This is a genomic window from Bacteroides faecium (assembly GCF_012113595.1).
In the GTDB taxonomy this organism is placed as follows: Bacteria; Bacteroidota; Bacteroidia; order Bacteroidales; family Bacteroidaceae; genus Bacteroides; species Bacteroides faecium.
Genome location: NZ_CP050831.1, coordinates 1,711,501 through 1,729,188, shown reverse-complemented (window position 1 = coordinate 1,729,188; position 17,688 = coordinate 1,711,501). Strand labels below are relative to the sequence as shown.

Sequence of the window (17,688 nt, the reverse complement as noted above, 5' to 3'; positions counted from 1 at the left end):
ATAAAAACGATATATTTGCCAATAGTAATACCTTAAAAGAACGAATTAGTGAGAAAAATAATCCTTTTATTTCTGCTATTTTTAAGCGTAACCGCTGTCCACACACAAGGTCAAAACATTACTTTCAGTCATTTGACCACGGATGACGGACTTTCACAATTCTCTGTCAACAGCTTGTATATCGACGAACGGGGAATTATATGGATTGGCACACGCGAGGGACTAAACCGGTATAACGGTAACGATATTAAAAGTTTTAAACTCAACAAGAACGACCCGAACAGCCTGTTCAGCAATACAGTGCTACGCATCACCGGAAACAAGAACGGGAAAGTATACCTGCTCTGTACCGACGGTGTGGCGGAGTTCGATTTGACTACCCAGCGATTCAAAACATTGCTTCAGGGCAATGTGGATGCTATCTACTACAATGAGAAGTTGTATATCGGCAAGAGAGAGGAAGTATTTGTGTACAACGAGAACACTGGCAACTTCGATCTTTTCTACCACCTTGCGGGAAAAGACATTACTTTATCCTGCCTTCATTTAGATGAAAAGAAAAATCTCTGGATGGGAACCACCAGCAATGGCGTTTACTGCCTTTCGGAGAATAAAGCGATTTCACAGCCTGTCACGAAAGGGAATATCACCAGTATTTATGAGGATTCTTCAAAAGAATTATGGATCGGTAGCTGGGAAGAAGGACTCTACCATATCAAAACAAACGGTTTCATCGAGAATATCCGCCATGAACCGGGAAAGGCGAACAGTCTCTGTTCCAACTTCGTCAGAAGCTTTTGTGAAGACAACTTAGGCAATCTGTGGATAGGCACGTTCCACGGACTGAACCGCTACGAGAAAAGTACAGGCAATTTCCAACTCTATATGGCCGATGCCAGTAAGCCGGACGGACTCACCCACTCTTCTATCTGGTGTATTGTCAAGGACGGGCAAGGCACGCTTTGGCTGGGCACTTATTTCGGCGGAGTGAACTACTTCAATCCTGAGTATGAAATCTATACCCGCTATAAAGTGAGCGACACCGAAAAAGAAGGTCTGAGCAGTCCCATCGTCGGAAGAATGACGGAAGACAAAGATGGAAATCTATGGATTTGTACTGAAGGAGGCGGTGTAAATGTGTACAACCGCAAAGACAACACGTATCGCTGGTATCGCCACGAGGAAGGGAAAAACAGTATTTCGCACAACAACGTGAAGGCTATCTATTATGACCGGACTAATGACATCATGTGGATTGGCACGCATCTTGGCGGATTGAATAAACTCGACTTGCGGACGAACCGTTTCACTGTCTACCGGATGAAAGCGGGCGACCCTGCTTCGTTGCCATCGGATATCGTGCGTGACATTGTACCATATGAGGACAAACTGGTTATTGCCACACAAAACGGTGTCGCCCTGTTCGACCCGGCAACAGGCACTTGCCGGCAACTCTTCAAGGAAAACAAAGCGGGAAGGGACATCGGCATGGTAGCAAGCCTCTGTTTCGACAAGGACGGTACTTTATGGATTGCAGCTACCGGAGAAGGGGTTTATTCCTATCGCTTCGATACTAATACGCTCACCAATTACGCGCATAACCCGGCTGTCCCGAATAGCCTCAGCAACAACAATATCAACAGTATCATGCAGGACAGCAACGGGAACTTATGGTTCTCGACTTCCGGCAGCGGACTGGACCGTTATCGCAAAGAGAGCAATGATTTCGAAAACTTCGATGTGCAGAAAGATGGTTTATCCAGCGATTGTATTTACGAAGTATTCGAATCTTCTATTCAGAAAGGAGATTTATTACTGATTACTAATCAGGGATTCTCGCAGTTCGACTATCCACAAAAGAAATTCTATAATTACGGTACGGAAAACGGATTCCCGCTAACTGCCGTCAATGAGAACGCACTGTTCGTCACGCACGATGGGGAAGTATTCCTGGGTGGTATCCAGGGAATGATTTCTTTTTGGGAAAAGAAATTGCATTTTACCCCGAAATCCTATAATATCATTCTTTCGCGCCTGCTGGTCAACGGAAAGGAAGTAATCCCCGGAGATGAAACTGGAATTCTGAATCAGTCTATCTGCCATACACCAGAGATTAGCCTGAAAGCGAACCAGTCAATGTTTACCATCGAATATGCCACTTCCAACTTCATCCCTGCCAACAGGGATGAGATTCTCTATCGCCTGGAGGGTTTCTCCAACGAATGGAACCATACGTACCGGCAACAGACACTCATCACCTATACGAACTTGAATCCGGGAAAATACGTGCTGGTTGTCAAGTCCCAACGGGGCGATATCGGAGAAGCCCGGCTGCTGATTAATGTACTGCCACCCTGGTATGAGACATGGTGGGCTTACCTGATTTATACCATTGTCACCATCAGCCTGTTATGGTATCTTATCCAAAACTATAACTCACGAATCAAGCTCCGTGAGTCTTTGAAATATGAAAAGAAGCATATCGAGGATTTGGAAGCCTTGAACCAGTCGAAACTGCGCTTCTTTACAAACATCTCGCATGAGTTCCGCACGCCGCTAACGCTTATCGTAGGGCAGGTGGAGACTTTGCTGCAAGTACAGACGTTCACTCCTAATATATATAATAAGGTATTAGGAATCTACAAGAACAGTCTCCAGTTGAGGGAACTGATTACAGAACTGCTTGACTTCCGCAAACAGGAACAAGGACACATGAAGATTAAGGTAAGCAAGCACAATCTGGTGGACTTCCTGTATGAGAATTACCTGCTCTTCCTCGAATATGCCAGCAGCAAGCAGATTAATTTCAAGTTCAACAAGCAGAAAGATGACATTGAAGTATGGTATGACCAGAAGCAGATGCAGAAGGTTATCAATAACCTGTTATCTAACGCTTTGAAACACACGAAAGCGGAAGATGCTATTTCCATCAACGTCTCGCAGGAGCAAGACCATGCCATTATCGAAATAAAAGATACCGGTACAGGCATTGCTGCCGCAGAAATTGATAAAATCTTCGACCGGTTCTATCAGACCGAATTGCTGAACTCGCTGAATACCGGTGCCGGAACAGGTATCGGGCTGGCTCTGACAAAGGGTATCATCGAACTTCATCATGGTACTATCCGTGTGGAAAGTGAGCCGGGCAAGGGAAGCTGTTTCATTATCACTCTTAAACTAGGCAAACAACATTTTGCCGAAGAGCAGATAGCGCAAAGTGACACGGACACTACCATTCAGGAGACGGAAACTTTTGTGCCTTCAGCAGAAATATTACCGGAATCGGAATGGAAAGAGGAAGATTATAAGCGGATTGAAGATGCCAAGATGCTGATTGTGGAAGATAACGAGTCTATCAAGCAGATGCTGGTCGGCATTTTCGAAACATTCTATCAGGTCAGCACCGCTTCCGACGGAGAAGAGGCGTTGGAAATGATACAGAAAGATATGCCGAGCATTATTTTAAGTGATGTCGTGATGCCGCGTATGTCCGGCACGGAGCTGTGCAAACAGATTAAGACGGATTTCAATACTTGCCATATTCCGGTCGTGTTGCTAACAGCACGTACTGCCATTGAGCACAATATTGAAGGATTGAAAATCGGTGCGGACGATTATATCACCAAACCGTTTAATACCAATCTTCTGATTTCCCGTTGCAATAATCTAGTGAACTCCCGCCGGTTGCTACAAGAGAAATTCAGCAAACAGCCGCAAGCTTTCGCTCAAATGCTGGCTACCAACCCGATGGATAAAGAAATGCTGGACCGCGCCATGGCTATTATCGAACAACATCTGGATAATACGGATTTCAATGTCAATATCTTCGCCCGCGAAATGGGTATGGCACGCACGAATCTGTTTACCAAGTTAAAAGCAGTTACAGGACAGACGCCGAATGACTTTATCTTGAGCATACGTCTCAAGAAAGGAGCTGTTATGTTACGGAATAATCCGGAGCTGAATATCACGGAGATTTCCGACCGGATCGGATTCTCCTCTTCACGCTATTTCAGCAAATGTTTCAAGGAGATTTATCATGTCAGCCCGTTGGCCTACCGTAAGGGAGAGGAGAAAGAAGAAGGAGAAGAAGAAACGGACTAATCTCAATTATTATCTATCATCAGAAAAATCTGTATCGAATAAACACTGTTGTGCCAAAAGAAATGTTACCCTCTTGGCACAGCAGTGTACTATTTTGTACTTCACTTGTACGTTACTACTCATTCATATTTGTCCAACCGGTTATCTTTGTGCATCTAACATCATCCCCTAAAAAACAGCATTATGAGAAACGTTTCACGCCTACTTCCATTATTGCCCGGCATCGCTATGCTGACCGGATGCAACCACGCAACTCAAAAGAGCAATGGACAAAACGGTCAAAAGCCCAACATTATTTATATATTCGCAGACGACCTCGGTATCGGCGACCTGAGCTGTTACGGAGCAACTAAAGTAAGCACTCCTAACATTGACCGGTTGGCAGGACAGGGAGTGCAGTTCACCAATGCATACGCCACCTCAGCCACCAGCACCCCTTCCCGCTTCGGACTTTTGACCGGCATGTATCCCTGGAGACAGGAGAACACCGGCATTGCTCCCGGAAACTCGGAATTAATTATCGACACAGCTTGCGTCACAATGGCCGATATGTTGAAAGATGCCGGATATGCTACGGGTGCAGTCGGCAAATGGCATTTGGGACTTGGCCCGAAAGGCGGCACTGACTTCAACAGCCAAATCAGCCCGAACGCACAAAGCATCGGCTTCGACTATGAATTTATCATCCCTGCAACCGTAGACCGTGTTCCTTGTGTTTTTGTAGAAAACGGACGTGTAGTAGGTCTTGACCCTAACGACCCTATCACCGTAAGCTACGACCATAAGGTAGGCGACTGGCCCACAGGAGAGGAAAATCCGGAACTTGTGACACTGAAACCCAGCCAGGGACATAATAACACCATTATCAACGGTATCCCACGTATCGGCTGGATGACCGGCGGGAAGTCCGCCCTCTGGAAGGATGAGGATATTGCCGACATCATCACCGATAAAGCAAAGAATTTCATTGCTTCCCATCAGGAAGATCCTTTCTTTTTATATATGGGTACACAAGACGTACATGTCCCCCGTATCCCCCACCCGCGCTTCGCCGGAAAGAGCGGACTCGGAACCCGTGGCGACGTAATCCTGCAACTGGACTGGACCATCGGAGAAATCATGCACACGCTGGACAGCCTCAACATCGCCGACAACACGATCCTTATCTTTACCAGCGACAACGGTCCTGTTATTGACGACGGCTACCAAGACCATGCCTACGAACTGCTCAACGGACATACCCCGATGGGAATCTACCGTGGCGGCAAGTACAGTGCTTACGAAGCAGGCACACGCATTCCTTTCATCGTACGCTGGCCCGCCAAAGTGAAACCGAACAAGCAACAGGCTCTTTTCTCTCAAATTGACGTATACGCATCGCTTGCCTCTCTCTTGAACCAACCTCTGCACAAAGGAGCGGCACCCGACAGCCAGGAACACCTGAACGTGCTTTTAGGCAAAAGCAATACAGACCGTGACCATATCGTCCAACAGAACTTGAACAATACGCTCGCCATCGTGAAAGGTCAATGGAAGTACATCGAACCAAGCGACAAACCTGCTATCGAGTTCTGGACGAAAATGGAGCTGGGCAACGACAAACAACCGCAACTCTACGATTTATCATCCGATCCATCGGAGAAAACGAACGTAGCCGCACAGCATACTGATATCGTAAAAGAGCTGTCTGCATTACTGGAAACCGTAAAAGAGAAATAAAAATATGAGAACAGAAGAATTGTATGATTTTGCACCATTCTTGAATAATTCTATCCATATGAGATATTTCAATCAACCTATATTTGCAACCGTAGATTCAATAAAATCACTTAATTTTTAATATATGGAAAAACATTTATCCACTCAAACTGGAAAAAGGATTCTCTCCTCACTCGGATTGATCTTATTTTCTGTTTCTTTTGTACTTGCACAGGTACTTGTAAAAGGTACGGTGAAGGATAATTTAGGAGAAGGAGTGCCGGGCGCCAGCGTTCAGGTAAAAGGTACTTCACAAGGAACTATTACCGACCTTGACGGAAAATTTGCATTTAATGTGGCTAATAAGAATGCGACATTAGTCATTTCTTTCATCGGTTATGTTACTGTTGAACAGAAAGTAGATACACAGAAGCCAATGGTTATCACTTTAAAGGAAGATACCAAAACATTGGATGAAGTGGTAGTTGTAGGTTATCAGGAAGTGCGCAAACGAGATCTGACAGGTTCTGTAGCCAAAGCCAACATGAATGATGTCCTCACTGCCCCGGTTGCCTCATTCGACCAGGCCTTGGGAGGACGTATTGCCGGTGTAAATGTCACATCCGGTGAAGGTATGCCCGGTGGTACAATGAACATAGTCATCCGTGGCAACAACTCATTAACACAGGAAAACTCACCTTTATTCGTAATCGACGGCTTCCCGGTGGAAGACACTTCCGCTTCCAGTACTCTGAATCCTTCGGACATCGAATCTATTGATTTTCTGAAAGATGCTTCAGCTACAGCAATCTACGGAGCACGCGGTGCCAACGGAGTCGTAATTGTGACTACCAAAAAAGGAAAAGTGGGACGGGCACAATTGACATATGACGGTAGTTTCGGTGTGCAGCACATCACTCGCACTATTCCAATGATGGATGCTTATGAGTTTGTCAAATTACAAAATGAAATGTATCCGACAGTGGTTGCCGGTTCTTATCTTATGAATTATGAAGGTAAACAATGGACATTGGAAGATTACCGGAATATTGACCAATACAACTGGCAAGATGAAATTTTCCAAACCGCTTGGCAGCAAAGTCACACTCTACGACTGACAGGTGGTACGGAAGGAGTACGCTATAATGCTTCCCTATCTTACTACGACCAAGATGGTACATTATTGGAAACCGGATATAAACGTATGCAGGGACGTATGAACACAGTAGTACGCCGTGGCAAATTGAACATGAGCCTGACAACCAATTATTCACGTTCCATCCAGACAGGGAGCACCCCTTCCGCAACATCTTACAGTGGTATGAACAACTTGTTCTACAGTGTTTGGGGATATCGTCCCGTAACCTCTCCCGACACTCCATTAAGTTTTTTGATGGATAGCGCAACAGATAATGCAGTAGACTCAAGTAACGACTATCGTTTCAATCCTATTCTTTCACTCAAAAACGAATATCGGAAGAATTATATCAATAATCTTCAAATGAACGGTTTTGCCGAATATGAAGTCATCAAGGGGCTGAAAGTCAAAGTCTCTGCCGGATACACTTATGATGCCCGTAAAAATGACCAGTTCAACAATTCAAAGACCCGTTATGGCGGCCCGACCTCTACCGACAAGGTGAATGCACAAGTGACCCGTTCAGAACGCTTAACTTGGTTGAACGAAAACACAGTGACTTACCAGACCAACATCAAGAAGAAACATTTTATCAATGCTTTGGCTGGTATCACCTTCCAAAACTCAGATTATGAAGCTTATGCTTTCCGCACCACCCATATTCCCAACGAATCACTCGGTATGGCAGGAATGAGCGAAGGACAAGCAAGTACAAGCAGTTCCGCCAAATCATCATGGTCGATGCTTTCTTATTTGGGACGCATTAACTACAATTATCAATCCAAATATTATGCGACTGCTTCGTTCCGTGTAGACGGTTCTTCTAAATTCAACAAGGATAACAGATACGGATACTTTCCTTCTGCATCATTGGCCTGGACTTTCACTGAAGAAAAATTCATGAAACCAATCAAAAACATCTTATCAAATGGAAAGTTGCGCTTAAGTTGGGGACTCACGGGAAATAACCGCATTGGTGAATATGACTATTATCAACTACTATCCGTTCTAAAATCCAGAGTCGGTTCTTATAGCCCTACCAATTCAATACCCAGCGGTGTATATCCATTTGAAAACGATGCGACCAATGCCGGAACTGTTCCTGTTTCGTTGCAAAACAAAAATCTGAAATGGGAAACGACCGAACAATGGAACTTAGGACTCGACCTCTCATTCTTTAACGAAAGAATCGGTGTTACGATGGATATTTATCGAAAAAACACACGCGACTTATTACTTGCCGCCCAACTTCCTTACTCTTCCGGCTTCTATAATGCCACGAAGAATATCGGAAAAGTACGTAATGACGGTTTGGAACTCAGTTTGAACACATTAAATATCAAGACACGTGATTTCCAATGGTCATCCAATTTCAACATCTCTTTCAATAAGAATAAGGTACTGGCATTGTCCGAAAACCAAACAGCATTGATGACTGCCGTACAATTCGACCAGAACTACAACGGGCAATCCAGTTATATTGCCAAAATTGGTTTACCGATGGGACTTATGTACGGTTACGTTTACGAAGGCACATATAAATACGATGATTTCAACAAATCAGGAAATTCATACAGTCTGAAGTCCAGTGTCCCCCATTTCTCGACTGAGAATAACACACAACCGGGTATGCCGAAATATGCCGACCTGAACGGTGACGGTGTAATAGATTCTAATGACCGTACCATTATAGGACGCGGGCTTCCAATACATACAGGAGGATTGACCAATGACTTTACTTATAAAGGAATTGATTTGAGCATCTTCTTCCAATGGTCATATGGAAATGACATCATGAACGCCAACCGCCTGTTCTTTGAAAGTTCCAACAACCGTTCACGCGAATTGAACCAATACGCCAGCTACGCCAACCGTTGGACAGCAGACAATCCGACCAGTGACATTCCTGCCGCAACGAATTCTTCTTCCAACCGTGTTATTTCTTCACGCATCATTGAAGACGGTTCATTCTTGCGTCTGAAAAATGTAACGATAGGATACACCTTCCCCAGCCAAATGACGAAAAAATGGAAAATAGATAAAGCACGTATCTACGTTGCCGCACAGAATCTCTGGACATGGACAGGCTATTCCGGCTACGATCCCGAAGTATCTGTTCGTAACAGCGCCTTGACACCGGGATTGGATTATTCATCTTATCCGAGAGCTTATTCCGTCAGCTTCGGTGTCAGTTTAGGATTCTAAACTTATATGTTATCATTCAACATTTAAAATTCATCACATGAAAATACTAAGAATATCAATCATAGTTTTACTCGCAAGTCTCCTTACTGTATCTTGCGACTTTTTGGATAAAGAACCGACCGAGCTGACTTTGGATGATTATTTCAAAACTCCCGAGGAAGCCTCCTCTTTCTTGACAGGTACTTATGCTATTCTTTCCCAACCAACCTTTTATGGCGGTGATTATATGTATCTTGTTGCAGGAGATGATTTGTCTCATTACGGCGGTAGCGGACGTGGCCCCGCCTCCACCGGTCTGATTTGTAATAACGCCACTACCAGTGATAACGCAGTCACCAACTTCTGGTATTTACTTTATGCCGGTGTCAATCGCGCAAATATCTTTTTAGAGAATATTGGCAAAGTAGAAGGTTTTTCTACGGGCGTGAAAGAACAATACATTGCCGAAGCCCGTTTTCTTCGCGCTTTCTATTATTTCAATCTTGTAGAGTGCTGGGGCGACGTACCATTTAAAACAGCTTCTACCCAAGATGTGAAGAACCTTGATGCACCGCGGACAGACAAGCAGGAAATCTATGATTTCATTATTAATGAAATGGCAGACGCTGCTGAGAATGGACTGAAATCAGCTGCCGAACTATCCTATTTACCCGGACGTATCTCAAAATCTACTGCATGGGGAATATTGGCACGTGTTTATCTCTTCCGTGCCGGAGAACATTTCCGTGAAAACCGTGCTGCCAATCAGGCAGAAGCCAAAGATTATTTTGAAAAAGCCAGTTTCTATGCTCAGAAAGTGACAGCGGAAGGACACGGATTAGCAAATAACTACTGGGATTTCTTCATAGACTTATGCTCCAACCAGTATAATACGACCGCCAATGAAAGTATCTGGGAAATTGAATTTGCCGGTAACAATACATCTGACACACAAGCGGAAGGCCGTATAGGTAATCTTATCGGTCTAGCCGGTCCCGACCTTTCATCTAAAAGCAGTATAAAAGGAAAGGCTGATCCAGGATATTCGTATGCTTTTATTTACAGTACCCCAAAATTGTATAATCTGTATGCAAAGAACGGAGACATCAACCGTTTCAACTGGAGCATCACTCCTTTTGAATATAAGGAATCAGGCGGAAAGAATACCGGAGTGACGCATCGTGAATTTGAAATGGGAAAACTAGCGCAAGTAATGACGCAATATGGTCCGAAATCTTACCAATACAATGGTGATATTGAAAAAAACAAGGAGACTACCAATTATAGCCGTATGTGTGGAAAATATCGCCGCGAATACGAAGCTGATAAAAAAGACAAGAACTTTACATCCATCAACTTCCCTGTATTGCGTTATGCAGATGTACTATTGATGATTGCAGAAGCGGAAAATGAAGCAAATAATGGGCCGACAGACCTTGCATATACTTGTATCAATGATGTCAGAGATCGTGCAGGACTGGATGACCTACCGAAGAATATGTCGCAGACGGAATTCCGTCAAGCAGTAAAAGACGAACGGGGTATGGAATTATGCTTCGAATATACCCGGCGTTTTGACCTTATCCGTTGGGGAGAGTTTGTCAAGAACATGCAAGAATTGGTACCGGCCGCACAATCCGGAGAAAACTGGAACTTAGGACCAACTAACGTATATACCTATTTCCAAGTATCCTCAACGTACAACTATTTCCCCATTCCGGATGCTGAAATGAGTACCAACAAGTACATTACACAAAACAATCCGAATTGGTAAACAAAGTATTCATCAGTAAAAAACAACAGATTATGAAAGCATATAAACTCATAGCCATCTGTGCAATAAGCCTCTTTTTCGGGGCATGTAATGACGGACTGGACGAAGATGTCGCATTGGACGTGACTGTAAATACCAATGAAAATGTGAGCTTCGACGGACATATCATCACTGTAAAGAAAGGAACTCCTGTCAACTTCAACATTGCCGGTGATCCGGACTTCCTTACATTCTTCAGCGGAGAAGAGGGATATAAATATCAATATAGAGAACGTCAAACCATTGATCCGTCACAAATCAAATCATCATCGCTAACCATCACGTTATACTACGAATATGGGACAACTGATATGGTGGACAGCAGAATTTATATATCCGATGAGTTCACCGGATTATATAAAGACAATTTCGTGGCGGACTCCTTGTTAGTGGAACAATATGAGAATGATGGTATCTGGCAATCAATGATCCCCAACGAGGAACTAGGTTATGCCTTTCCGACGAAAACAGGTCAGGCTGCATCACAAACTTATACATTCGACATGACGCAATACCTCAATAAAAGAGTTACAATTGCCATACGTTATAAAGGAGTGAAAAACACAGCGGTTCAATCACGTCTGTATTTCACCCAGATGCATCTCACCAATGAACTGAACAATGGTTCCAGCCTGAAGTTCGGTGCAAGTTCTTTCGGACTGACACCAGTAAACATGAAAAACAGATGTAACCTGCCCGACCAGGCGACGATGACTACCGACCGTGAATATGGTACGGTAAGCGGAGGAACTTCAGGAATCTGGAATTTGCAGGGTATCGGAACCGAAACATTCTACTTGCACTCATCGTCTGCAGGAAATCCTCTGAAATATAGCTGGCTCGTATCCGACCCTCTTACTATCAACTCATGCGAACCGGATCAGGGAACTAAAGTGAAAGACATCACCCAAAGCCTTGACTCTTATACGTATACCTATGACAAGGTTGGTATCTATAATGCAACTTTCCTTGCACGGAATGCCAATATTGACCATTCATCAACGACTACCTATAATTTCGTAGTCAACGTAGTGGAATAATTTAATAACAACAATAAGAAAACAATTAATACATATATCTATGAATTACTTTAAATCATTCTTGTTAACCGCATTTGCACTGTTCACATTGGCAGCTTGCAATACAGACGATTTGAGAGACGATGTTGACAATCTGAAAGGTCGCGTGGAGTCTCTGGAAGCACAAATTAATTTGTTGAATGATAATATGACCGCAATCAAACGACTACTTGAAGGCGGACAGACTATTACAGAAATTACCCAGAAAAACGGTACCTATACATTAAAATTGAGCGGTGGAGAAACTGTAACATTGACACAAGGTTCTGCAGGAGAAATAAAATATCCGGAAATCAGCGTCAATGATGAAGGCCAATGGGTAGTAAACGGCGAAGTACTGACCCAAAACGGTGTACCCGTACAAGCCGTCGGAACTCCCGGCAATGATGGTATAACTCCCAAATTCCAACTGACGGATGATGGCAGCTACTGGCAGGTAAGTTATGACAACGGAACTAGTTGGCAGGATGTTCTTGATGAAAGTGGCAACAAAGTGTCTGCTGTAAACAATGGCTCTTCCGGTGGAGGTAGCACCGATACATTCTTCGAATCAGCAGGCATCGATGAAAGCGGAGATTTCTTCGTTATCCAACTGAAAGGACAAACTGAAAGTATTTCCATACCTATCGTTAAAGATTTGTTGTGCGAAATCATGGAGCCTGCCGAAGGGATGAATAAAGGATATTGGGAAATTGGTGCTGGTGAAATAGTCTCTACAACTGTAAAAGTAAAGGGAGATAATGTAATAGTAACTGCTCCGGCAGGGTGGTTGGCAACTATTAGTGAAGCGAATGAAAACAACGAAGCGACACTGACTATTACTGCCCCGACAAAGGCGACTACCCTGAATACACGTGCCACAGCAGACAATAGCAGTGATGTCACTGTACAAGTAAATAAAGGGGCCAACTGGGCAGTAGATAAGATTCAAGTGAAATTGAGTATTATAAGAGACTATTACACATTATTCGAAGAAGGAGAGGATATCAATATTGGTGGAATCACCATAAATAAGAATACCTACCAAGATGCCAATATAGCAGTTTTAGATGGAACAGAGCCTGTTTTAGACAGCTATTTCAGCACTACCATGTCTAAACCTGTAATCTTGTTTTTAAGTGGGAACCAAGAATTTACTGTTACTGGAACAAAAGCTATCAGTAATGATCTCATAATAATGGCAAGATATGAAAACGAAAAACCGACTTTCAAAAATACAGCGGCAAATGGTACATTAAGACCAAGAAAAGGAAGTGTATATTTACTCAACCTGCACATAGCCATGGAAGGAAACACAACTTCTGCCGGCTTCATTACCAACAACGACTTGACCATAGAAAATAATTGCACCAACCTAGTCATAGACAATTGTTATTTTAGTGGTGTACAAAAACCATTATATTATGATAATAAAACCGCTAATATATATGGTATTAATAATATAAGCCTTCAAAATAATAAAATCCAATTAACGGCTGCTACAGTATTACTCCAGTTAGGAACTGCCACCAACTTAGCCAGCTACAAGAATTTTGATTTTATAAATAATCTTATGTATTCTGCAAATGCAGTCAATGGGCAAATGATGAATTGTACTACTGCAACAGATGCTAAAGGAGAAATAGTTGGTAATATCAGCAACAATACAATTATTAATATAATAGGTGCCAATGTTTACTTTAGATATCAAACAGGAACATCTTTAAATATGAATAAGAACATTTTCTACATGGCAGATGCAGGAAAAACATCTTATCTATATAGCTTCTTGTATGAGAATCCCCAAGTTCCGTCTATTGATGTGACAGATAATATTGTCTATAGCCCTGGAGACAGTAAATGGTCATATTATCACTCCAATTCTAAAGTAAAAATAATTCCTGATGGTGAGAAAAACCAAATGACATTACACGAAAATTCACCTATTACCTCCTTTGATTATGCCAATGGTGTATTCACTCTTACTGATGAAATGATGACAGGAGGATATGGAGCATCCATTAATTAATACCTACTGATATATGAAAAAAGTAATACTATCAATATGTACAATTCTTTTCGTCGCACTTTACTCGTGCGACGAACGGGATGACTTGCGCTCCGACATTGACAATCTGAAAGAACGGGTTGCCAATCTGGAAGCAAGTATAGAACAGATGAATACGGACATCAACAACTACCAACAGATGGTAGCAGGAGTAATTCTGGTTATGGGATACAATCAAGATGAATTAGGGAATTACACCGTAGAACTCAGTAACGGAGAAACTGTAAATATTTATAGTGGAAAGGCGGATATGAACGACATGCCCCTATTCAGCATTAATGCATCAGGAAACTGGGCGTATACCATCAATGGTGTAACTACAGAACTACTTTTCAACAATCAACCGGTCAACGCTATTCCCGAAACCGGTGCTGTTGGAATTACTCCGAAAATGAAAGTGGATGCAAATGGTTTTTGGCTAATTTCACTGGACAATGGCTCAACTTGGAGCAAATTAGGAAACAATCAAATAGCTGATGGAACACAAGCCACCTCAAGTGCCAGCTCTGTTTTCAGTAACGTAGTAGTCAACGAAGCTACCGGCGAGATCACATTTACTATACGCGCAGACAACAGCGAAGTTACAATACCCATCTACGGGCAAGATTTCTATCTGAACATTCAATTTGAAGGGGCAGCCACTTTCGGCCTGAAACAGATACAGGAGTTTATTGTGCAACAAGCCAATGTAGAAACTGCCGTCATTGAGAACCAAACATGGGGAATCAAGTTGGAAGAAACAAAATTGACTGTCACCGCCCCTTCTACCAATCCTCGTGGAGAAGCATATGAAGACGTGATTTACATCAAAATATTCTCCAAAGAAGGTTATTGCCGAGTAGTTAAATTGCCGGTAAAATTACTAAATAGCCAAATTGATGCCAATGCAACCACCGCTTGGACAGAGTTCCTCAGCGGTGATGCCGAGAATGTATTGCTAGATTTCTCCTACGCAGGATATATGCGGGGAGAAACAGCTCCCCCCAATGTGGAAACATTAGTGGCGCAAGGATATAAAGTATATGACGTAACCGATCCTAAATATGGAGCAGTCCCCAATGACAACAAATCCGATCGGGAAGCTTTTTTAAAAGTGCTGGCAGATATTGCCGGCACTACTTATAACAAAGAGGATGACAACGGTACCATCCGTTTTCTGAAAGAACATGCCAAAGCTATTATCTACTTTCCGGAAGGTCGTTTCATTTTGCAAGATGAAAGTTCCAAAAATAAGACTATTGATATGACTATGGGCGACATTGTACTGAAAGGAGCCGGAAGAGACAGAACTATCATTGAGATGACCGCGGCGAACAACTCTGCAAGTGAAAGTCAGATGTGGAACGCTCCTGTCATGATGGAATTTAAACATTACAGCACTTTGAGTTACATTACTGATATCAATATGGATGCTTCGATTGGTAGCAAAACCGTCTCCGTAACTTCCACTAGTGGATTAAAGGCAAATGATTGGATATGCCTTACAATGGCAAATACTGATGACGATGTCATCAATGCAGAACTGGCTCCGTACAAATACACAGACATCAATGTAAACAATGGAGGTGTACTTGATATCAAAAAGAACGGTGTACAAATATATGAATACCATCAAATAGAAAAAATCAGTGGCAGTTCAGTCACTTTCAAAGAGCCCATCATGCATGCCATCAACAAGGAATGGGGCTGGAAAATTAACAAATACCCTCACTATGAGAACGTGGGCGTGGAAGACCTCACATTCAAAGGAGATGCAGTGGAACAATTTGTCCATCATAAAAACTCTATCCACGACGGTGGCTTCAAACCCATTGACTTTGTCCGCCTGACAAACTCATGGATACGCCGCGTCAACTTCGAGAGTGTCAGCGAAGCCATGTCCATCACCAATTCAGCCAACTGCTCAGCCTACGACATCAAAATTGGCGGTAAACGCGGTCATTCTGCCATCCGTTCACAAGCATCTTCTCGCATTTTCATCGGGAAAGTAATTGAAAACAGTGACGGCTATACCCTCAATAAAGGCGAAGGCGATGGAACATTGGGTACGTACCAGACTAATGTAGGACAATATCATGCCTGCGGTGTCTCTAAGCAGAGTATGGGAGCTGTAATCTGGAATGTAAGATGGGGAGATGATTCCTGTTTTGAATCGCATGCTACCCAACCTCGCGCTACACTGATAGACTGCTGTTCCGGTGGATTCATGCATTGGCGTCAAGGGGGAGACTCCGCCCAAATGCCTAACCACATGGAAAATTTAACCATTTGGAACTTCAACGCCACCAAAGTACAGACAGACGCTGACATTGATACCGGAGGCAACTTCTCTTGGTGGGATACAAAAGGCTATTGGTGGAAATTCATGCCACCTATTGTAGTAGGTTTCCACGGGGCATCCCTCAATTTCAATGAAGACCAAATGAAACGTTTGGAAAATAACAGGAGTACCGTAGAACCCTATTCATTATACGAAGCACAGTTACGCCACCGCTTAGGATACGTACCAGGATGGCTAAATGCATTAAAGTAAATTTATTCGCACACAATTTTTCTAACCATTATAAAACGTATATGAAAATCAGACTTTAATCAATTTAACACCTGAAAGAGAGGGGCCGTGAGGTTCCTCTCTTTTACTTTTTCCGTATCTTTGCAACAAAATTAAATGTCATGCAAGAAACTCTGCCTATCCATTTCGCTCCGTTACAAGGTTATACCGAAGTATTTTACCGCAATGCACATGCCGCCTGTTTCGGCGGTGTAGACACTTATTACACCCCATTCGTCCGAATCGAGAAAGGCGATTTCCGCCGTAGAGACGTCCGGGGCATAGAACCGGAAAACAATCATGTATCCCATTTAGTTCCTCAATTGATAGCTCCGACAATGGAGAAGGCAGAAACGATTCTCTCTCTTTTCATCGAGAAAGGATATGAAGAAGCGGATATAAACTTGGGCTGTCCTTTCCCCCTTTTAGCAAAGCGCCACAACGGTTCCGGCATCCTGCCTTATCCCGAAGAAGTGGAAGCACTGCTCAGCTTGGTTCGGAAGTATCCGCAAATCAGTTTTTCCATAAAAATGAGATTGGGATGGGAAAATCCGGATGAATGTCTCAAGCTGGCTCCTATTATTAATGATTTGCCATTGCGGCAAGTCACGATGCATCCCCGTTTAGGAAAACAGCAATATAAAGGTGAAGTAGACCTCAAAGGGTTCGCTGATTTTCAAGATGCGTGCAGACATCCTATTATTTATAACGGAGACATTAACAATCTGGAAGATATTCAACAAATTCAGGATAGATTTCCCTCATTAGCCGGGATTATGATAGGACGTGGGCTACTCGCCAATCCGGCACTGGCATTAGAGCATAGACACGGGCGTGTTCTTGGCTTCGATGAAATGGTACAAAAACTACAATCGATGCACAAAAGCATATACACGGCATACACAGAGCAGCTTGAAGGTGGAGACGGACAGCTTCTAAACAAGATGAAGACCTTTTGGGAATATTTATTGCCAAATGCAGAGAAGAAACTATTGAAAGCTATTCATAAAAGTACAAGTCTGAACAAATATAATCAGGCTGTCAGTGCCTTTTTTAATCAACGATAGGCTGATT

At 43.1% G+C, this 17,688-nt stretch carries 8 protein-coding genes; all 8 read left to right on the top strand.

The window, feature by feature from the left end; translation table 11 throughout:
• Positions 1-48: 48 nt before the first annotated feature.
• The 8 genes from BacF7301_RS06045 to BacF7301_RS06010 all read left to right on the top strand — a co-directional run bounded on the left by BacF7301_RS06045 (position 49) and on the right by BacF7301_RS06010 (position 17,681).
• Positions 49-4,104 carry a hybrid sensor histidine kinase/response regulator transcription factor gene (locus BacF7301_RS06045; protein ID WP_167961139.1) on the top strand — a complete coding sequence of 1,352 codons (4,056 nt, stop codon included), beginning with the start codon at positions 49-51 and terminating at the stop codon, positions 4,102-4,104.
• A gap of 183 nt (positions 4,105-4,287) precedes the next feature.
• A complete protein-coding gene (locus BacF7301_RS06040; protein WP_167961137.1) occupies positions 4,288-5,823 on the top strand; it encodes a sulfatase family protein in 1,536 nt (511 codons plus the stop codon).
• A gap of 124 nt (positions 5,824-5,947) precedes the next feature.
• A complete protein-coding gene (locus BacF7301_RS06035) occupies positions 5,948-9,145 on the top strand; it encodes a SusC/RagA family TonB-linked outer membrane protein (protein WP_167961135.1) in 3,198 nt (1,065 codons plus the stop codon).
• 37 nt (positions 9,146-9,182) lie between these two features.
• Complete coding sequence (locus tag BacF7301_RS06030) at positions 9,183-10,898, top strand: RagB/SusD family nutrient uptake outer membrane protein (protein WP_167961133.1); 1,716 nt, start codon at positions 9,183-9,185, stop codon at positions 10,896-10,898.
• A 32-nt stretch (positions 10,899-10,930) separates the two neighbouring features.
• The gene (locus BacF7301_RS06025) at positions 10,931-11,977 is read left to right on the top strand and encodes a DUF5017 domain-containing protein (protein WP_167961131.1); all 1,047 of its coding nucleotides are present in this window, start codon (positions 10,931-10,933) and stop codon (positions 11,975-11,977) included.
• Positions 11,978-12,017: 40 nt separating this feature from the next.
• Positions 12,018-14,024 (top strand): PL29 family lyase N-terminal domain-containing protein, encoded by a 2,007-nt coding sequence (locus BacF7301_RS06020; protein ID WP_167961129.1) that lies wholly within the window; start codon positions 12,018-12,020, stop codon positions 14,022-14,024.
• A gap of 13 nt (positions 14,025-14,037) precedes the next feature.
• Entirely contained in the window at positions 14,038-16,596 is a 2,559-nt protein-coding gene (locus BacF7301_RS06015; RefSeq protein ID WP_167961127.1) for a BT3328 family hyaluronic acid endo-lyase, read from the top strand.
• 140 nt (positions 16,597-16,736) lie between these two features.
• A complete protein-coding gene (locus tag BacF7301_RS06010) occupies positions 16,737-17,681 on the top strand; it encodes a tRNA-dihydrouridine synthase family protein (RefSeq protein WP_167961125.1) in 945 nt (314 codons plus the stop codon).
• Positions 17,682-17,688 lie beyond the last annotated feature (7 nt).

Coding starts and splice junctions, on each gene's coding strand:
- BacF7301_RS06040 (WP_167961137.1), top strand. CDS start 4,288: ATGAGAAACGTTTCACGCCTACTTCCATTATTGCCCGGCATCGCTATG.
- BacF7301_RS06035 (WP_167961135.1), top strand. CDS start 5,948: ATGGAAAAACATTTATCCACTCAAACTGGAAAAAGGATTCTCTCCTCA.
- BacF7301_RS06030 (WP_167961133.1), top strand. CDS start 9,183: ATGAAAATACTAAGAATATCAATCATAGTTTTACTCGCAAGTCTCCTT.
- BacF7301_RS06025 (WP_167961131.1), top strand. CDS start 10,931: ATGAAAGCATATAAACTCATAGCCATCTGTGCAATAAGCCTCTTTTTC.
- BacF7301_RS06020 (WP_167961129.1), top strand. CDS start 12,018: ATGAATTACTTTAAATCATTCTTGTTAACCGCATTTGCACTGTTCACA.
- BacF7301_RS06015 (WP_167961127.1), top strand. CDS start 14,038: ATGAAAAAAGTAATACTATCAATATGTACAATTCTTTTCGTCGCACTT.
- BacF7301_RS06010 (WP_167961125.1), top strand. CDS start 16,737: ATGCAAGAAACTCTGCCTATCCATTTCGCTCCGTTACAAGGTTATACC.